The organism is Candidatus Phytoplasma zeae, assembly GCF_001712875.1.
Lineage (GTDB): Bacteria > Bacillota_I > Bacilli_A > Acholeplasmatales > Acholeplasmataceae > Phytoplasma > Phytoplasma asteris.
On record NZ_CP015149.1, the window covers coordinates 190803 to 210230 of the forward strand.

Consider the following 19428-nt stretch of genomic DNA (forward strand, 5'->3'; position numbering starts at 1 on the left):
TTTAACTTTTAAAAATCTCAAAAAAGGAATTGATTAATATGAAAAAAGTAAATTTAAAACGCCAAGAAACAATTGATTTTTTAAAAACTATGAGTCAAAAATCCCAAGAACAAACTCTACAAACCCTTAATTCTTCTTTGCAAGGATTAGATCAAAATCAAGTAATGTTGCATCAAAGTTTGTATGGTAAAAATATTTTATCCCAAGAAATCAAAACCATTTTTACTAAACAATTACTCCAAATTGCAATTACTCCTTTTAATATTGTTTTATTAATTTTAACTCTTATTTCTTTGGTTAATGATGTTCTTACTCCCAGTCCAGAAAATAGAAGTTATGCTACTATTATAACTACTATTTTAATGTTTTTGGGTTCTGTCATTGTCCAATTTAGTCAAGAAAGTAAACATTTAAAAATTACTTCTCAATTAAAAACTTTGGTACAAAATACAACTGCAGTTAAACGAAATAATTCTAAATTGGAAATCGCTTTAGAAGAAGTAGTAAGAGGAGATATTGTTATTCTTTCGGCAGGAGATATTATTCCAGCTGATATTAAATTATTAGAAACTAAAGATTTTTTTGTAAAAACTACTACTTTTACTGGTGAATCAGAACCAGTAGAAAAAATGGCGTGTGATTTTTTACAAAGTGAAACTATTTTAGACGATCCTAAATTAGTTTTAGCAGGTTCAACTGTTATTTCTGGTTATGCTACAGGTATTGTTTTAGTCACCGGAAAAGATACTTATTTAGGTAATATCAGCCAGGAAATTACTAAAAAAAAATCCCTTTCACACTTAGATCAAAGTATTAATACCATTGCTAAATTACTTATGATATGTATTTGTTTAATGGTGCCTTTAGTATTTTTATTCAACTTTAAAAAACCTCAAAATACTTTATTACAATCATTTCTTTTTGCTCTTACTATTGCCTTTGGACTTACTCCTAAAATGCTTCCCCTAATTGTTGCTACTTCTTTTTCTAAAGGAATTGTTGCTTTATCCAAGCGCAAAGTAATTGTTAAAAACCTAAATGCTATTTCTAGTTTTGGAGCAATGAATATTTTATTTACTGACAAAACAGGAACCCTTACCGAAGACCAAATCTTTTTGGAAAATTTCTTAGACCTTAATGGCAACGAAGATATCCGTGTTTTGCGTCATGCCTATCTGAATAGTTTTTTTCAAACAGGGCTTAAAAGTTTAATTGATAAAGCCATTATTACCAAAACAAATAATGCCCAAACTCTACATCCTTCTTTACAAGGAATCACCGAGCAATTTACCAAAATTGATGAAATTCCTTTTGATTTTAAAAGAAGAAAAATGAGTGTAGTAATACAAGATGTTTCCCAAAAACAACAAATGATTACTAAAGGAGCAATTGAAGAAATACTTGCTATTTGTGATCATGTAGAACTTGAAGGCAAAGTTGTTCCTTTAAGTGACCAAAGCAAACAAATAGTTCTGCAAAAAACCATAACTTATAATCAAAAAGGTTATCGCGTAGTTGGAGTAGCCCAAAAACTTATCTCAAATCCCAAACAACAACCCTGTTTTACTCCTGGACAAATTGAAGAAAAATCAATGGTTCTAATCGGATTGCTTACTTTTTTAGACCCTATTAAAGAAAGTTCAACCCAAACTATTGCCTCTTTGCAACAAAAAGGTATTATTGTTAAAATCCTTACAGGAGACAACGATATTCTTACCAAAGCTATTGCCCAAAAATTAAATATTCAAACAACTTATTGTCTTCAAGGAAGTATCATCGATAATTTAAGTGATGATGCTCTTTACGAAGCTTCTCAAAAAACTAATCTTTTTACTAAATTATCCCCCGAACAAAAAGCAAGAATTGTATCTGTTTTTAAACAAAAAGGCAATATCGTTGCTTTTATGGGTGACGGAATTAACGATGCTTATGCTATGAAACAAGCTAATTTAGGTATTTGTGTTGATAGTGGTGCTGAAATTACTAAAGAAATTGCAGATATTATTTTGTTAGAAAAACAACTTATCGTTTTAGAACAAGGAGTTGTAGAAGGAAGAAAAACCTATACTAACGCCCTTAAATACATTAAATTTACTCTATCTTCTAATTTTGCCAATTCCCTCAGTATTTTGCTTGCTAGTTTATGTCTTAATTTTCAACCTATGATAGTTTTACAAGTTTTATTTTTAGACCTTATCTATGATTTGATTTGTTTTGCTATTCCTTTTGATAATGTTGATGATATTTATTTACAAAAACCACGCAAATGGGATTTTGCAAGTATTAAAAGTTTTATGTTATGGTTTGGTTTTTTTTCTTTCTTATTGGATGTGGCTTTTTTAAGTGGAATGAAATTTATTTTAAAAAACTTATCCCAAAGTCCACAATTATTTCAAACTAGTTGGTTTATTTTTTCAATGTGGTCACAAACATTAACCCTTTTCTTACTGCGAACTGACAAAATTATTGCTAAAAACAATCAAAAAAACCTTCCTTCTTTCCTTATTATGGCATGTTGTTGTTTAGGTTTGGTAATTACTACTTTCCTTCCTTTAATGCCTATTGTAAGTCAAGCCCTTAATTTAGATAAATCAATTTTTGAAAAACCTACAATTTTTTCCTTTTTGTTATTTTTAGTAGTTATTTATTCATTAGTTATGATATGGGCTAAAAAAATCTTTATTCAAAAACACAAAAAATTATTATAAATTGTATTAACTAATTTCGTTATTTTATTATTGTATTATTTTATTATTTCAAAATTTATTATTTCAAAATAAAATGGTTTGCTTTGGTTTTTTGCTTGCTAAAAATTAATTATAAATTGATTGTTTTGCTTTCTAATATCGCCCCTTTTTTCTCCTCCTAAATTTTGCAATTTATCAATCATAATCATTTTTGAAAGGAATTTCTATGTTTGGCACTTCTCCTTTATGGACAGTTTTTTTGTTTTTGTGTATCTTTATTGTTTTTCATTTTTTCTTACGCAAATATCAAGTTTTAAATATGGTATTTTTATTTTTGCTGTTATTTTCCCTTGTTTATTGTTTGAAAAGCTACCATGATACTTTTGTTGAACCTATTTTTAAAAGATATCTTAGTTTAGATATTTCTAAAAACATTTATGATTGTTTATTAAATTTTATTCTAACTAGTATCATCATCATCAAAGCTCCTTATTTAAGAGTTGCTTTTAATAATTGGTCTAAGCATTGGAACATCAAACGAAAAAACTTTTTTATGGGTGGAGATAATACCCAAAAAGAAATTATTAAAGCTACTTTAGAACTTGCTTCTCGTAAAATAGGAGCCTTAATTACGATTGAAAAAAATAATACTTTGGAACAATACGCCCAAAAAGCTATCTTAATTGATGGTAATGTTTCTAAAGAATTGTTATTAAACATCTTTGCTCTCAACACACCTTTACACGATGGAGCAGTTATTATTAGAGGAGATAAAATTTTGTGCGCTAGTGCCTATTTTACCTTGTCTTCATCAACTGATTCCTTAGACAAAAAAACTGGTTCGCGTCACCGTGCAGCTTTAGGGATTAGCGAAACTACAGATAGTATGACAATTGTTGTCTCTGAGGAAACAGGAAATATTTCTATTGCTTTAGAAGGGATGATGTTTCAAACTAATGAACAAGAAAAACTTAAAGAATATTTAGCTATTTTTATGAATTAATTAAAATAAAAATTCTTCAAAATACAAAATAAATAAAATACAACCCCATTTTATAAAATAAAACAATCTCAACTAACCTCAACCCCCAAACCAAATATACCAATCAAAGACGAAAAGGAAACAAATAAATGAATAAACGAAAATTAGGCATTGTAGTTGATTCTACTTGCGGGAATACTTATGGCAAAAACTTTTTTGAAGATATTTCAGTAGTGCCTTTAACATTAATTGTTGGAGAAACTAGCTATATGGATGGTGCCATTGACAATACCACTTTACTAAATTTTATTGAAAACAAACAAAAAGTAACTACCAGCCAACCCAATCCAGAGCTTTTTATTAAAGCTTTCAAGGAACAATTTGACTTAGGATATAAACACGTTATTTGTTTAACTTTATCCAGTAAACTAAGTGGTACTCATAATAGTGCTCTTTTAGCTAAAAAAATGCTTAACAATCCTAATATTACTGTTATTGATACTCAAAATATTGGTCCTGGAGTTTATTTTTTATTACAAAGAATCAATGATTGGCTTACTCAAAACCCTGATGTTTGCCCTCAAACAATCACTGATAAAATCAATGAAGAAAAACTAAAAGGCTTTTTGTTATGCACTGTTAATAATTTAAAAATATTAGCTTATAATGGACGTATCTCCAAATTTAGATTTTTAATTGGCAATCTTTTGAAAATACATCCTATTTTAAAATTTCAACAAGGAGTGTTATCAATTGAAAAAAAAGTAAGAAACTTAAAAAACTGTTTTAATTATTGTCTTAAAAAAATATTAGAACACAAAACTGCAAATAATAAACTTGATATTCAAGTTATTTATGTAGATGATGACAAAGATGCCAAAGAACTTTTAGCACAAATCACAAACTTAGCTAACCCCCAAATTAAAGCTACTCTTTATGGTGCTATTTCTCCTGTAGTAGCAGCTCATATTGGCTATAAAGGATTTGGATTTTATCTTAACGAAATTACAGATTAACTTATAATGGAATGCATTATTTTTAATCCCTTATTTTGTTTAAAGTTTTAGAACAGTCAAAACTTTTTATCCCAAAAACTTTTAAAACCCACCTTTAAAAAACACTTAAACAATATTTTTGATTATCTTTTTGGCTATTTTAAGATACAATAAAATTGTAGCTATATTTTAGTTACATTATATTTTTATATCCTTGATGTTAGAAAGAACCAAATAAGTGTCTATATTTTACCAAAGAAAAAAACTTTTTTTCAAAATACTTTTGGTTTTAGTATTAATTTTTTTTATTACAACCATCGCTTATGCTATAGAAGATTGGCATAAATTAAAAAAGGATAGTAATTTTGGATTAAAAATTGCTGCTCCTGCAGAATTGTCAGTTTCCCAACCCGCAGATCTTCACGACACCAATAAAAAATTTTTAGTTCCTGCAGAACATAATTTTTTAATGACAACAGAACAAACAGATAGAGTTATTTTTGAACAAGAAGCTACTCTAAAAACTCAAAATGACAAATTAACTTTTATAAACGGAAAAAATACCAAACTAGATATTAATTATTTTTTTGAAAACCTTGATTTAAACGAACAATTAAAAGATTTTTTTAATGTTCAGATTTTATGGAAATACAAAGAACAACCTAAACAAAGTTTTGTTTCTTATGACAATAAAAATAAACCAGTTATTATTGATCAAAACGGTAATTTAAAAAAAATTATTGTTCAATTTACCATTTATGCTTCTAAAGTTTTTCCTTCTGGATTCCAAACTAAAGAAAAAAAATTACAGATAAAATATAACATACAAAAACCATAATATTGTTTTGCTATTTTTATTATTTGTGATTTGCAAGTAACAACTATTTTTAATTTTAAGCTCCTTTAAAATTTTAAATTATATAAATTGCTTATTTATTTCAATACTTAATTTTCAAATAAGCGAAGACCGTATCAGCACGGTCTTTTCTTTTTTTTCTTGACATTTATTTTAGAAAAAGATTAATTTGTTATAAAAATATCTATTTTAATAACCCCCCCTAGCCTTATTATTTTTTTCTAAAATTAATTGATGAAAAAACATTTTTTTGTCTTTTGGCAACCCTCTTTAATAATAAACATCTTTGGGCAAAATAACTTTATTCCAATTCTTAAAATTATAAAACATAGATATAAAGGTAACCAAGTTTATGATGGGACTTAACAATCAAACAATTAATTTCTATTCCAAACACCCTAAAATATGGAAACTGGCTCACAACCACCAAATTGAAAGTTCTCATAAAGCCTTAATTATGGCAATTATTAATGTTACTCCTGATTCTTTTTCAGATGGGAACCAACATTTTACTACTCAAAAAGCAGTTAATCATGCTCTTCGTTGTCTCAAAGAAGGTGCTGATATCATTGATGTTGGAGGCGAATCTACTCGTCCAGGAGCAATCCCAATTACTCCTTTAGAAGAACAAAAACGCATTTTGCCTGTTATTAAAGAATTATCACGCCATCCTAAAGCCATTATTTCTGTTGATACTTATCATTTTCAAATCGCTAAATTAGCCATTAATTCAGGAGCTCATATTATCAATGATGTTTGTGGTTTGCAACAAAATCCTCAAATGGCACAAACAATTGCCTCATTAAATGCAGGTGTTTGTATTATGCATACAGGCGCAGAAATCTCAAAAAACTTTCTAATGCCTTGCAAGACCAATTTTATTTTTTAAATCATTCCTTAGAAATTGCCAAACAAGCCCAAATTGCAACAGAGGCAATAGTAATTGACCCTGGGTTTGGTTTTTGAAAAAAACATTGATGAAAACTTTGATATTATAAAAGAATTTGATCAATTAACTAAAATGGAACTACCCATATTGGTAGGTCTTTCACGTAAAAGATTTCTTAAAGCAATAATTCCAACTGAAAGCCTTTTGCAAGTAGAATCATTAGATGCCATTACTGCCACTGCTAATTTTTTGTTAAGAACTAAAGGAGCTTCGATTTTTCGAGTACATAATGTCAAAATGAATAAAAATAGTTTGCTTTTTTTAGCAGATACTTTAATGAAAAAAAATACAAATATTGTTATCCTAAATATATTTTAAAATTATCCCTTTTAAAATAATGAAAAACATTAATTTTTGCAACATAAAAAACGCAAATAAAACACATTTTTAAAAAAAAGAATTTATGACTTGTCAAACTTATCAAATATTTTTCTAAAAACAAATATTTTGCAAACATTTTTCTATTTTTTATAACTATACCCAAGTAAAGAACGTATAAAACAATGAAACTTAATAACAATGTAGCAGCCATAGGACTTGGTAGTAATCTGGGAGCTAAAAAGAATAATTTACAAACTGCTTTAAAAATGATTAATTTGCATCCTCAATGCGAAGTTTTGAAAGTTTCTCCTTTGTATGAAACTCTTCCTTGGGGAAAAACAGACCAACCTTTATTTTTAAACGCTGTTGCTCTTATCAAAACTTTCCTACCTCCCTTACTTTTTTTAGATTTTTTATTATCTGTAGAAATGAAACTCAAAAGAAAACGACTGGAATTATGGGGACTGCGTACTATTGATTTAGATATTTTGTTTTTGGGTAATCATACTTGCAAAACTCCTAAATTAACTATTCCTCATCCCTATATGTTAGAAAGAATTTTTGTCCTTGCTCCCTTAGCAGATATTTTGCCTAACCAAATAATACAAACCAAAACTATTTTAGAATGGAAAAACCAATTAGATCAAAATGCAGTTAAAATAATTGAAAATAATCAATGGTATCAACCTTCTTTTTAAAAAACCTAACTGTTTCATTTTTAGATAACTTAATTATTTTAAACTATATTTATTAATGTAAAAATAAAATTGTAAAAAGGAAATTATATGAATATTTTATCAATCGAAACTAGTTGTGATGAAACGAGTTGTGCAGTTACTCAAAATGGTAAAAAAGTACTTTCTAATGTAGTTTTTTCTCAAATTAAAGATCATCAAATTTTTGGTGGAGTAGTCCCTGAAATAGCTTCTAGAAAACATATTCAATTTATGACTTTGGTATTACAACAAGCCCTTAAAGAAGCGAACCTTACCCCCCAAGAAATTGATTTAGTAGCAGTTACCCAAGGACCTGGTTTGGTAGGTTCGTTGCTAGTTGGCATTAACGCCGCTAATGTTTTTGCCTACACTTATCAAAAGCCTCTTTTGGGAATAAATCATTTATTAGGGCATATCTATTCTGCTCAAATTGAACATGAAATTAATTTTCCTGCCTTAGTACTTTTAGTTTCTGGAGGACACACCGATCTTTTTTATCTTACGGACCACCTCCAAATCAAACCTCTTGGCACTACTCTTGATGATGCAGTAGGAGAAGTTTATGATAAAATTGCTAAAAACCTCAATCTGCCTTATCCTGGAGGACCTTTGATTGATCAATTAGCCCAACAAGGAAAAGACACTTATCATTTGGTGCGCCCTTATTTAAAAAATGATAATCTGAATTTTAGTTTTTCAGGACTCAAAAGCACTTTGGTAAATTTAGTGATGAAACAAAACCTAAAAGATATCCACATTCCTGATTTGTGCGCTTCTTTTCAAGCTAGTGTTATTGATGTTTTATATGAAAAAACTAAAAGAGCTTTAAACAAATATCGTGCTAAACAATTAATTGTTACTGGTGGAGTTGCTTCTAATTCTGGTTTAAGACAAAAGTTTATGGCATCTTTTGCTAACTTGGAAGTTATTTTTCCTAGTTTGCAATATTGTACTGATCAAGCTGCTATGATAGGTATTGCAGCGTATTATCAGAAACAAATTACTAAAGCTTCTAAAAAATATGATCTTACAGCAAATCCTAATTTGTTTTTTTGATTTTTGATAATACCCCTTTTTTATATAATATATAACAAAAAAAAGAGTCCCAAAAGAACTCTTTTATTTTTTATTTGGTTTTTGTTATTTTTGGTTTACTTTTTGCTTTGGATTTTGTTGGAGTTTGATTTTTTTCATCTAAAGAATAAACTTCTTTTTGGTTGAGGGTGTCTTTTTCTAATAAAGCTTTGGTTATTTTTTCAACTAATGTTTTATTAGTTATTAAAAGTTCTTTGGATGTTTTATAACATTCATCAACTATTTTTTTAACTTCTTGGTCTACTTGATAACGAGTTTGTTCTGAACAATGTTCAAAATTAATATATCCTAAAGGACTCATTCCAGAATAAGCAACCATCCCAAAATCAATGTGAGTAACTGATTTTAGATCTGAATAAACTCCATTTGTTCTAGATTTACAAAAAAAGTTCTTCGGCTGCTGCTTCCACTAGAGAGCAAACTATAGTATATTTTAATTTATCTTCGGTTTGACTAAAATATTCTTTATCAGAAGTGTGCCACACATAACCTAGAGCTCCTCCTCTTGGAGTAATTATAATGGTTCTTACTTTGGATTCTGAATGAGGGTGTTTCATTAAAATAACGGCATGCCCTGCTTCGTGATAAGCTGTCATGATTTTTTCTTTTTCTTCAGTTTTGCGTGATTTTTTGGCAGAACCTATACTCACTTTGTCAATGGATTCTTCTAAATCTTTCATATTAACTTCTAATTGTTTATTTTTAGTAGCTAAGATGGTAGCTTCATTTACAATAGCTGCAAGTTCTGCGCCTGACATACCGGGAGTTCTTTTAGCTATTTGTAATAAATCAACATCAGTAGCTATTTTTTTCTTTTTGGTATGTATTTTAAGATAGCTTCTCTTGCTTCTAAATCAGGCAAGCCAACAGTTACTTTGCGGTCAAACCTTCCTGGACGTAGTAAGGCATCATCTATAATATCTATTCTATTGGTAGCTGCAATTACTACGATTCCTTTGGTTTGGTGGAAACCGTCCATTTCAGTAAGTAATTGATTTAGGGTTTGGTCTTTTTCGCTGTTTCCTCCAAAATCTCCTTCACTTCTTTTGCCTCCCAAAACATCAATTTCATCAATAAAAATAATACATGGGGAGGCTTCTCTAGCTTCTTCAAAGAGTTTTCTTACACGTGCTGCCCCAACTCCAACATACATTTGGACAAATTCAGAACCAGCAACGGCGTAAAAAGGGACACCTGCTTCTCCAGCTAAGGCTTTTGCAAGTAAGGTTTTTCCTGTACCTGGAGGTCCTTCAAAGATAACTCCTTTAGGCATTACAACTTCCAATGTTTGATATTGTTTTGGATTTTTTTAAGAAACCTACTATTTCTTGTAATTCTTCTTTTTCTTCTTTGTTGCCTGCTACATCATTAAAATTTATGGGTTGGTATCCTGCAGTATTTATTTTTCATTTTGCCATTCTAGTAAGTTTCATTTGGCGGAATAAATTACCACCAATATAATATATCCAAATAAAACTAAAACAAGAAGAACCAAAATTAGTAATAATATTGAAATAATGAGGATGTGCTTGGATGGGGTCTGAATATTCTATTTTTTTTTGTTCTAAAGCTTTTTTTACTTTTTTCCATTGTTCTCCTCCATTAATAACACATTGCCATTTTTTATTATTATCAGTTAACAATAAAATAAAATATGGTTAGCTTCTTAAAAATGTTTCGTGTTGAAATAAACGTATTTCGCGATTGTAGTCTTTATTTTCAATTTTTTTACTTACTTGGGTGTAATCAAGGTAAGGACGATTATTAAAAACTTGGGGATTGAAATCATAAATTAAATAACTTAAAAATGCAATAGAAGTTAAGATAACTAATAATTTAATTAATTTTTTGCGAGGAATTTTTCTAATCATTTTTGTGGGCCTCTTTTATTTTTTGTGTTTTTAATCAAAAACCAAACAAAAAAAATAGACATGATTAAAACAACTGAAATTACAAAAAATGTAGTTATATGTTGATGCCTTTCAGTTAATATATATTCTTCAGCTTGAACTTCTTCTGCAAAGTTGCCATCATAATACGTTTTATCCCAAGTTTTATCGTGATCCCAATTAACTTGTTTGTTATCTTCGTCGCTGCCTTCTTTAAAATATCTTTGTAAAATTTGTTTATTATTAGAATCATAAACTTTATCCCAAGTATTAGGATTTTCCCAGTCTACTTGTTTTTCTTCGCCTTCATTATGAGGTTTATATGCTCTACTGGATGAAGTGTATGTTTGTGTTTCCTTATTAGTTGTTGCAAAAACATAAGTAATATTTAATATAAAAAATAATAAAGAAATTAATAAATATAATTTAGATACTTTTAAATAAAATGATTTTTTTCTTTTTGCATTATTCATTTTTATAATATAGATCCTTTTTTATTTTATGTTTTTTAAAAAAAAATAAAAATAATTGTAATCATTAAAACTAAAAAAATTAAATAATAATATATATTTTTTTAAAACCAAAAAGTAAATATTGAAATGAAAAAATAATTGTTATTTTATATGTACATTTTTTAACCCCATCTTTTTACAAATTTGCCACAGCAGTTCAAAAAATAAAAAACTTGCTATTAATGTCATTTTATCACAAAAAAAATAACAAACAAGGTTTTTGCTCACTAATCTGTATATCATGAGTGTTTCCTTGCAATTTTATATATAAAAAAAAAGAGACTTCAAAAGTCTCTTTTTGGGATTATTTAATTTTTTAAAAATATTTTTACTTTTTTTGTCAATCGATTTTTTCTAAATTGAGTTCTGCCTGGGTTTTGGTTAAGTAGTTAGGAACTAATAAATGGCAATTAGAAACAATTTTTGCAAATTGTTTGATGGTGCAAAAATCTATTTTGATAGTAGTTGGTTCAATTAATAAATGATTAGGAAAAGATTGCAAGAAACTGCTTTCAAATCTATCTTCGTTTAAGTAAATGTGGGTTTCTTTGAGGCTTAAAGCAAAAAAAGCATTACTTCTAGCATCAATTAAAGGAGTAAGCGAAGCATAAGAATAACCACTAGATAAAAGTAATAGACTGCTTATTTGGTATAAAGGGATTTGTAAGTTGAAGGCTAACATTTTGGCTGTAAGAACTGCTACACGAGTGCCAGTATAAGAACCAGGACCCACACCAACTATTAAAGCATCTAAGTTGTTTAGACCTAAATTATTTTCTTGTAAGACGCTTTCAATTAAAGGAATCATGCAAGGAACATAATCGTTTTTGCCAAGGCGGGATTTGAAAGTAGTAATTTTTCCTTGGATAACTAAAATAACTATTTGGCTTTTGGTGGCAGTATCTAGAATTAAAATGTTTTTGTGATTCATTGTCGTATCGCTTTCAAAAGTTTGGTTAGAGATTTGCAAAAAAATTTAAAGGTTGATTTTGGAATAAGTATTTTGCATATCATTTTGATCCACTTTTATTTTTATTATCAAGGTTGCTATTTTGATAGATGGTAATTTTTCTTTGAGTTTCATTTAAAAATGTCATTTCTACTAAAAAAGCAAAATCAGGAAAAATGTAACTGCAATTTTGAAAATATTCTACTATAACAAAATCTTGATAAGTAAGGTCTTCTAATAGTTCTTCTAAAAATTCAGTCTCAAGGCCTGTGCGATATAAATCAAGATGATAAATAGTATGCAATTTGTTCTTGTAGGTTTTAGAAATGACAAAAGTAGGACTACAAACATTTTGAAGGATGGCAAAACTTTTAATAAAACCCTTAGTAAAGATAGTTTTTCCACAACCCAAAGAGCCTTGTAATAAAATGATTGTTTTGCTTTGTTTTTCTTTGGGAGTGTTTTTTTTTTGATTGATGAGTTTTTTTCCTAAATTGTAACCTAATATTTGGGTTTCTTTTGGGGTATTAGTAATTGTTTCTAAATATATTTTGGTTTTCATATGCGTTTAGACCTTTAATTATGAGATTAAAATAATATGATAAGACCTTTGTTAGTTTTCCTTTGGTGTTTTGTCTTTTGTTGTTGTTTTAAAATTAATTTTCTACGCCATCTACATCAAGTACTTCTTTTTTGACAACCGCTACTGAAACTGCTTTATGACCTGTTTTTAATTTGATGATGCGCGTTCCTTGGGTAGCTTTGTTTTTGGTTTTGGTAATTTGGTCAATTGCTACTCTTACTACTTGTCCTTTGTCAGAAGAAACAATAAGATCATCTGTAGGGAGGACAACTTGTAGGGTAATAAGTCTTCCTTTTTGGTCGTTTACTTTGATAGTTTTAGAGCCTTTGCCACTACGTGCTTGAATGCGGTATTGGTTGACATTGGTTATTTTTCCAAAGCCGTTTTCAGTCATTACTAAAATGTTTTGTTCTTTGGAATCAGTGTCAAATAAAGCAGCTCCTACTAAGAATTCATCACTTCCAAGACGCATTCCAATTACACCCACGCTGTTGCGACTAATACTTTTAATTTTGGTTTCACAAAAACAAATAGCATTGCCATTGTTAGATGCTAGAATGATATTTTTAGTGCCTGTGGTTTTGTTTACTGTAAGGACTTCATCGTTTTCTTTTAACCTAATTGCAATAAGACCTCTTTTGGAAATATGGCTGTATTCTTTGAGAGGTGTTTTTTTGACTATGCCTTTTTTGGTAGCAAAGAATAAGTAATCTTGGGATTGATCAAAGTTTTTAACACTGGTGAAAGAAGTTAAAAATTCGTCTTTTTCGAATGGTAAGAAATTAACAAGATGGCTCCCTTTGGATTGTCTTTGACCTAAAGGAATTTCGTAGCCTTTGAGTTGATAGACTTTGCCTTTGTTAGTAAAAAATAAGTGATAATCGTGAGTAGAAGTAATTGCTAGATGTTCAATAAAGTCTTCTTCGTAGATTTTCATACCAGAAACGCCTTGCCCACCTCTTTTTTGTTGTTTGTAAGTATCAATATCCATGCTTTTGATGTAGCCTTTGTTAGTAATTGTAATAATGATAGGTTTTTCTTCGATTAAGTCTTCGTCTTCAAAGTTTAGGGGCGCATCAAAATTGAGGGTAGTTTTTCTGTCATCTTGGTATTTTTTCTTCATTTCTAGAAGTTCTTTTTCTAAAATGCGTTCTTTTTTCTTTTGGGAATCAATGATACTTTGGCATTCTAAAATTTCTTGAGTGAGGTTTTTTTCTTCAGTGATAAGTTTTTGAGTTTCTTGGTTAGCAAGTCTTTGGAGGCTCATTTCTAAAATGGCTTTGCTTTGTATTTCATCAAAATTGTATCTTTGCATTAATTTGCTTTGGGCTTCTTTGACATCTGTAGAAGTTTTGATGAGTTTAATAGCAGTTTCGATGTCTTCTAAAATAGTGATAAGAGCTGTTACTAAATGTTTTCTTGCGCTTGCTTTTTTGAGTTCAAAGCTTTTTTGGCGGTTAATAATTTCGATGCGGAAATTGAAAAAAGCTTCTAAGATTTGTTTTAAAGAAACTAATTGGGGAGTTTTTCCAACTAAGGCAACCATATTGATACCAAAAGAAATTCTTAATTGGGAATGTTTGTAAAGCTTGTTAAGAATAATTTTACTGTTTGCGTCTCTTTTAAGTTCGATTACAATTTTCATTCCTTTGCGACTGGATTCGTCTCTAAGGTCTGTGATTCCTTCTACTATTTTGTTTTTAACTAGAAAAGCAATTTTTTCAATTAGATCAGTTTTTTTGACTTGATAAGGAATTTCTGTAACAATGATTGAAATTTTTCCTCTTTCTTCCGAAACGTGACTTTTAGCCTTTAAGATAACAGCTCCTTGTCCGGTGTGATAAGCGCTTTTTAAACTTTGTAAGCCTAAAAGTTCGCCACCAGTAGGAAAATCAGGTCCTTTGATGTGTTGCATTAATTCATCAATGGAAATGTCTTTATTATTAATGTAGTTAATTAAACCATCAATGACTTCGCCTAAATTATGAGTAGGTATTTTGGTTGCCATTCCTACTGCAATTCCTGTAGCTCCGTTAATTAATAAGTTGGGAAGAGCTGTTGGAAGCACTAATGGTTCTTTTTCAGTACCATCGTAATTATCAACAAAATCAATTGTGTCTTTGTCAATGTTTTTGATTAGTTCCATTGCCATTTTTGCCATTTTAACTTCAGTATAACGCATAGCTGCTGCTTTGTCGCCATCAATTGAACCAAAGTTTCCATGACCGTCTACTAAAGGATAACGGTAACTAAAATCTTGAGCCATTCTTACCATTGCCTCATAAATGCTTGAATCTCCATGAGGATGGTATTTACCCATAACATCCCCAACTACACGAGCTGCTTTTTTGTAGCTTGCGTGACTGTAGACGCCTAATTCTTTCATACTATATAAAATACGTCTTTGGACTGGTTTTAAGCCATCTTTAATGTCTGGTAAAGCTCTTGATACAATTACACTCATTGCATAACTTAAGAAGGATTTTTTCATCTCCTCGCTTAAGTTTACTTCTTGAATGTTGCCATGATCGTGGTCTTTGTGGTTGTTGGCTTCATTGTTTTGAGTTTTTTGGTCGCTCATTTTTAACCTCTTTTTTTAGTTGTTATTTAGTGCTATAGTTTGTTAGTTTTAGTTGTATAAAATAATTATTTATAATTAAACGTCTAAATCAGCTTCTAAGGCTTTTTCTAAGATGAAGTTTTTTCTTGGTAAGACTTTTTCTCCCATTAACATGTTAAAAGTTTGGTCTGCTTCCATTAAGGCTTCTTCATCACTTAAAGCATTAAGGGCATCTTTGAGGCTTGCTTTGAGAAGAGTACGAGTTTCTGGGTCCATAGTTGTTTCCCAAAGTTGATTAGGATTCATTTCTCCAAGCCCTTTGTATCTTTGGAAACCATCTTTTAAGTTGTTTTTATTTGCAAAAGTTTGTTTGGCTTTTTCATCATAAAAATATTTTGGAGCGCCTTTTCCTTTTTGGTATTTGTATAAAGGAGGACGAGCAAAATAGATGTAGCCTTTTTCAATTAATTTACGGAAATGTCTGAAAAAGAAAGTTAATAGTAAAGTTCTTATGTGAGCTCCATCAACATCGGCATCTGTCATAATGATAATTTTGTGATAACGGATTTTATCCATATTAAAGTCTTTGCCTTTACCAATGTTAATTCCTGCACCAATTGCTTGTATTAAGGATTTAATTTCTTTATTGGTAAGAATTTTGGCATCTAGACTTTTTTCTACATTAAGGACTTTACCACGTAAAGGAAGGATAGCTTGAAAACGTGAGTCTCTTCCTTGTTTAGCAGAACCGCCCGCTGAATCTCCTTCGACAATGTAGAGTTCAGAAATATGAGGGTCTTTACTTCTACAATCAGCTAATTTGGAGGCAAAACCTAAAGAATCAAGGGGTTTGTTTCTTACTACTTCACGAGCACGTTTAGCAGCTAGACGGGCATTTGCAGAAAGAAGACATTTATCAATTATTTTTCTTGAATCTTGGGGATGTTCTAATAAATATTTTTCTAAAAATTCGCCAAATAATTGGGATGTAATTTGTCTTACTTCAGTATTTGCTAGTTTGGCTTTAGTTTGTCCTTCAAATTGAGGGTCTTGATGTTTTAAAGAAATAATAGCAGTAATTCCTTCTAAGATGTCTTCACTTAATAAATGTTCGTCTTTTTTTAAAAGATTGAATTCCTTAGCATATTTAGAAATAACACGGTTTAGGGCTAGTTTAAAGCCTTCTTCGTGAGTTCCTCCTTCATGAGTAGGAATATTGTTAACAAAAGAAAAGATTTTTTGGCTTTGGGTGTAGTTAGGAATATCATCTTTGCCTTCTTTTTCTTCTATTTCGTTTCCTTGTACATCTTTTTTAGGGGGACGAATTTTGGTAGTGTATTCAAAGACAATTTCAAAAGCTAGTTTTTGGGATTCTTTTTCCAGATAAAAAATTTCGTGAAAAGGAGTTTGTTTGTGACTAGTGTTAATAAAATCTAGGTAGTCTTGCAAACCTTTTTCATGGCAAAAGTTAAAAACAGTTTCTTTTTCGTATCTTTTGTCAGCAATGTTTAATTTAAGACCTTTGTTTAAAAAAGATAATTGTTGCATTCTTTCTTTGAGAGTATCAAAGTTATAAATGGTAGTTTCTTGGAAAATTTCAGGGTCTGCTAAAAATTGGATAGTAGTTCCTCGTTTGTTAGTTTTTCCAATTACTTCCAAAGGCGAAACTGCAATTCCTTTTTCGTATTTTTGAAAATAGATTTGCTTATTGAGATGAATTTCTACAGTAAACCAAGTAGAAAGAGCATTTACCACAGAGGCTCCTACACCATGAAGTCCTCCTGAAACTTTGTAAGAAGAACTGTCAAATTTTCCTCCAGCATGAAGAGTAGTTAGAATTGTTTCTACTGCTGGTTTTCCTGTTTTGGTGTGAATATCAACTGGGATTCCTCTACCGTTGTCAGAAACACTAATAATTTCTCCAGGTAGGATTTCTAAAGTAATATTGTTAGCGTGTCCTGCTAAAGCTTCATCAATGGAATTATCAACGATTTCCCAGACTAAATGATGAAGTCCTTTTTGAGCAGTTGAACCAATATACATTCCTGGTCGTTTGCGAACTGCTTCCAAACCTTCTAAAATTTGAATACTATCGGCATTGTAATTTTTCAAAAGAATAGCTCCTTTTTTGTAAATTTATAAAATATTAAAAATAGATTAAAGAATAAAGAATAAAAATAAAATTGTAAAACATGAAAAACATGTAAAAAGATAAATAAAAAAACTTTTCAAATAGCAAAATATTAATTATGAAAAACATTTACCAATTATTTTTTAATTCATTATTTTTGGTAAAATATTTATTATTGTTTTTGATAATTTGGATAAAAAGATGATATTTTATACAACTTAATCACAACATATTATAACATAAAAACTAGTTATTTTGTGGTTTTTACAATTATTGAGTAAAAAATACTCTAAATTGTTTTTTTGAGTTATAATAATGCAAATAGTAAGCTTAGGCAAGAAAAAATCTTTATTTTTTAGTTTATTTTTATTTAGTGTACTTTTTATTTCTTTATTTAATACTTATCAAACAGTTGGAGCAGAACTAACAACTGAAACAACAACAACTCAAGTAATAGAAACTTTGGGGGGAGATGATAAAGTTGTTCAGACAGTTACAACAGTTAAAGAAGGAAACAAAACAACTGTAAATACTAAAGACGCTGATGGAAAAGTTACTAAAAAAGTTGTTACTAAAACTGTTGAAGGTGTTAAAACCGAAACAACTACTGAACCATCAATTAACAAAGTAACAGTTAAAACTTTTGGAGATGGTGGCACAGTTACTAAAACTGAAGTAACTACAACCACTACCGAATAAAATACAACAACTGAAACAACAACCCAACCCAACCAACCTACCAAAACAGTTGTTACTCAAACTGCAAACGGAGTTAAAACCGAAACAACTACAGTAGAATGCACTCCTACCAAAACACTTAGAATCAATAAATCATATCCTTGATATATATGGTAATTTAAAAGCATGGAAATTAGCTGAAAAAACTCATATGGAAGATCCTTGGCGCCAACTCTTACAATGAAAATAATTTTTTTCATGAAAATGAAATAAGCGATCAAGAAATTTATTATTTTTATTCTGAAAATGAAATTATATAATAATAAAATCAATGATAATATAGATCTAAATTTAGAACAAAATTTAGATAAAAATTTTAATTATATTTTTCTAAAGAGTGTTTTTCTAAAGAGTAATTTTATTAAAAAAGGTGAATTCGATTTTAATAATTTTCCTTTAAAAACTATTTCTAATATTTTTGATTCTTTAGAAAAATATAAAAAAAATACTTGGCGCCAAATTATAGAAAAAAACTCCAATAGTTCCCATTCTATTTCAGAAATTCGTATAAAACATGTTTGTAAATATTTTTATCAAAAAATTATGGATGAACAACGAGTTTACCAAATAAGAATTAACAATATTGAAAGAATATTTTTTTCATTGATGAAAAAGGTGTTTGTTGTCCTATTGGATATGATAAATTCCATTTTTTATATTCTATGAAAACCAATCCAAAAAAAGTTAATATTAACAAAATAAAACATTTAATTTATACTAATTTAAGACTTTTAACAACTAATGAAGAATCTGAAAATATAAAAAACACATTAATTTTAAATGAATCCAATCAAGATCAAGTTAAAAATATAATGTCACAATTAAAATCCAAAATTCGTAAATGTCAAAAAATGTTTAATGAAAATTGGATAAATATCTACAAACAATTACCTCAACAAATTCAAAATATTTTAGATTGCAAAAAATAAACCTTTAATTTATTTTTCAATCATTAAATAAAAACATTAAATAATTAAATATATTTTTAAACTAAAAGAACTACCTAATTTAGGTAGTTTTTTATTATATTTCACATATTAAAACTATCTTCAAAATTTTTGCATTTTTATTTTCTTTTTTTTGTGAGGTATAATATAATTAATAGCATTTTATTAATTCTTCAAAATTCACTCTCATTAATAATATGTTATTTTTTGTATATTTGTATAAAAACAAAGAAAGAAAAAAGAAAGAAAGGTGCATAATAACAAAAATGCCAACAGACACAGTCAATAAAAAAACAAATCGTTTAGTATATGTATTATCTTTATTAAGTTTATTTTTTACTTTTAATATGATGAATAGTAATATTGTTTGGGGAGAAAAATACTCCAAAACAGAGGCAGTTGAAAAAGCCTTTGATAAATTAGCTCATGATTTAGCAAAAGAACAAGCAGCTAAATATTTTGGTAATGAACAAGACCAAAATGAGGCTGATAATAAAACTTTACTTTAACATCGACTT

At 29.0% G+C, this 19428-nt stretch carries 21 protein-coding genes and 1 pseudogene; 12 read left to right on the top strand and 10 right to left on the bottom strand.

The window, feature by feature from the left end:
* Positions 1–38: 38 nt before the first annotated feature.
* From mgtA to tsaD, 7 genes and pseudogenes are all read left to right on the top strand, one after another.
* Positions 39–2708, top strand: a complete 2670-nt coding sequence (gene mgtA / locus MBSPM3_RS00940; protein WP_069028135.1) for a magnesium-translocating P-type ATPase — start codon at positions 39–41, stop codon at positions 2706–2708.
* Positions 2709–2898: 190 nt separating this feature from the next.
* The gene (locus MBSPM3_RS00945; protein WP_069028136.1) at positions 2899–3690 is read left to right on the top strand and encodes a diadenylate cyclase; all 792 of its coding nucleotides are present in this window, start codon (positions 2899–2901) and stop codon (positions 3688–3690) included.
* Positions 3691–3818: 128 nt separating this feature from the next.
* Complete coding sequence (locus MBSPM3_RS00950) at positions 3819–4685, top strand: DegV family protein (RefSeq protein ID WP_069028137.1); 867 nt, start codon at positions 3819–3821, stop codon at positions 4683–4685.
* 217 nt (positions 4686–4902) lie between these two features.
* The gene (locus MBSPM3_RS00955; protein WP_069028138.1) at positions 4903–5502 is read left to right on the top strand and encodes a hypothetical protein; all 600 of its coding nucleotides are present in this window, start codon (positions 4903–4905) and stop codon (positions 5500–5502) included.
* 475 nt (positions 5503–5977) lie between these two features.
* A pseudogene (folP, locus tag MBSPM3_RS03155) lies at positions 5978–6787 on the top strand (dihydropteroate synthase).
* A 185-nt stretch (positions 6788–6972) separates the two neighbouring features.
* Positions 6973–7488 (top strand): 2-amino-4-hydroxy-6-hydroxymethyldihydropteridine diphosphokinase, encoded by a 516-nt coding sequence (folK, locus tag MBSPM3_RS00970; RefSeq protein ID WP_069028140.1) that lies wholly within the window; start codon positions 6973–6975, stop codon positions 7486–7488.
* 87 nt (positions 7489–7575) lie between these two features.
* Positions 7576–8562 carry a tRNA (adenosine(37)-N6)-threonylcarbamoyltransferase complex transferase subunit TsaD gene (gene tsaD, locus MBSPM3_RS00975; RefSeq protein WP_069028141.1) on the top strand — a complete coding sequence of 329 codons (987 nt, stop codon included), beginning with the start codon at positions 7576–7578 and terminating at the stop codon, positions 8560–8562.
* A 70-nt stretch (positions 8563–8632) separates the two neighbouring features.
* Here the strand turns inward: tsaD and MBSPM3_RS03285 are convergent, their stop codons facing one another.
* The 10 genes from MBSPM3_RS03285 to MBSPM3_RS01025 all read right to left on the bottom strand — a co-directional run bounded on the left by MBSPM3_RS03285 (position 8633) and on the right by MBSPM3_RS01025 (position 17206).
* Positions 8633–8920 carry a hypothetical protein gene (locus MBSPM3_RS03285; protein WP_069028142.1) on the bottom strand — a complete coding sequence of 96 codons (288 nt, stop codon included), beginning with the start codon at positions 8918–8920 and terminating at the stop codon, positions 8633–8635.
* 58 nt (positions 8921–8978) lie between these two features.
* Positions 8979–9359, bottom strand: a complete 381-nt coding sequence (locus MBSPM3_RS03290; RefSeq protein ID WP_069028143.1) for an ATP-dependent metallopeptidase FtsH/Yme1/Tma family protein — start codon at positions 9357–9359, stop codon at positions 8979–8981.
* A 44-nt stretch (positions 9360–9403) separates the two neighbouring features.
* Positions 9404–9874, bottom strand: coding sequence for an AAA family ATPase (locus MBSPM3_RS00990; RefSeq protein WP_069028144.1), 471 nt, complete (start codon positions 9872–9874; stop codon positions 9404–9406).
* A 133-nt stretch (positions 9875–10007) separates the two neighbouring features.
* Entirely contained in the window at positions 10008–10244 is a 237-nt protein-coding gene (locus MBSPM3_RS00995) for a hypothetical protein (protein ID WP_069028145.1), read from the bottom strand.
* Positions 10245–10259: 15 nt separating this feature from the next.
* Positions 10260–10472: a hypothetical protein gene (locus tag MBSPM3_RS01000; protein WP_069028146.1), complete on the bottom strand. Its 213-nt coding sequence runs from the start codon at positions 10470–10472 to the stop codon at positions 10260–10262.
* On the bottom strand, positions 10469–10963 hold the full coding sequence (locus MBSPM3_RS01005; protein WP_069028147.1) for a hypothetical protein: 495 nt from the start codon (positions 10961–10963) through the stop codon (positions 10469–10471). The genes MBSPM3_RS01000 and MBSPM3_RS01005 overlap by 4 nt, the downstream gene beginning before the upstream one ends.
* Before the next feature lie 379 nt (positions 10964–11342).
* Positions 11343–11933 carry a tRNA (adenosine(37)-N6)-threonylcarbamoyltransferase complex dimerization subunit type 1 TsaB gene (gene tsaB / locus MBSPM3_RS01010; protein WP_069028148.1) on the bottom strand — a complete coding sequence of 197 codons (591 nt, stop codon included), beginning with the start codon at positions 11931–11933 and terminating at the stop codon, positions 11343–11345.
* Positions 11934–12012: 79 nt separating this feature from the next.
* Entirely contained in the window at positions 12013–12513 is a 501-nt protein-coding gene (tsaE, locus tag MBSPM3_RS01015; RefSeq protein WP_069028149.1) for a tRNA (adenosine(37)-N6)-threonylcarbamoyltransferase complex ATPase subunit type 1 TsaE, read from the bottom strand.
* A gap of 94 nt (positions 12514–12607) precedes the next feature.
* A complete protein-coding gene (gyrA, locus tag MBSPM3_RS01020) occupies positions 12608–15115 on the bottom strand; it encodes a DNA gyrase subunit A (RefSeq protein ID WP_069028150.1) in 2508 nt (835 codons plus the stop codon).
* Between the two features lie 75 nt (positions 15116–15190).
* The gene (locus tag MBSPM3_RS01025) at positions 15191–17206 is read right to left on the bottom strand and encodes a DNA topoisomerase subunit B (protein WP_069028151.1); all 2016 of its coding nucleotides are present in this window, start codon (positions 17204–17206) and stop codon (positions 15191–15193) included.
* Positions 17207–17540: 334 nt separating this feature from the next.
* Here MBSPM3_RS01025 and MBSPM3_RS01030 point away from each other — a divergent pair, with 334 nt between their 5' ends.
* The 5 genes from MBSPM3_RS01030 to MBSPM3_RS01045 all read left to right on the top strand — a co-directional run bounded on the left by MBSPM3_RS01030 (position 17541) and on the right by MBSPM3_RS01045 (position 19419).
* Entirely contained in the window at positions 17541–17924 is a 384-nt protein-coding gene (locus MBSPM3_RS01030; RefSeq protein WP_069028152.1) for a hypothetical protein, read from the top strand.
* A gap of 145 nt (positions 17925–18069) precedes the next feature.
* On the top strand, positions 18070–18147 hold the full coding sequence (locus MBSPM3_RS03365; protein WP_489666441.1) for a hypothetical protein: 78 nt from the start codon (positions 18070–18072) through the stop codon (positions 18145–18147).
* 62 nt (positions 18148–18209) lie between these two features.
* Entirely contained in the window at positions 18210–18629 is a 420-nt protein-coding gene (locus tag MBSPM3_RS01035; RefSeq protein WP_069028153.1) for a hypothetical protein, read from the top strand.
* The gene (locus MBSPM3_RS01040; protein ID WP_069028154.1) at positions 18626–18892 is read left to right on the top strand and encodes a hypothetical protein; all 267 of its coding nucleotides are present in this window, start codon (positions 18626–18628) and stop codon (positions 18890–18892) included. The genes MBSPM3_RS01035 and MBSPM3_RS01040 overlap by 4 nt, the downstream gene beginning before the upstream one ends.
* 284 nt (positions 18893–19176) lie before the next feature.
* A complete protein-coding gene (locus MBSPM3_RS01045) occupies positions 19177–19419 on the top strand; it encodes a hypothetical protein (RefSeq protein WP_069028155.1) in 243 nt (80 codons plus the stop codon).
* Positions 19420–19428 lie beyond the last annotated feature (9 nt).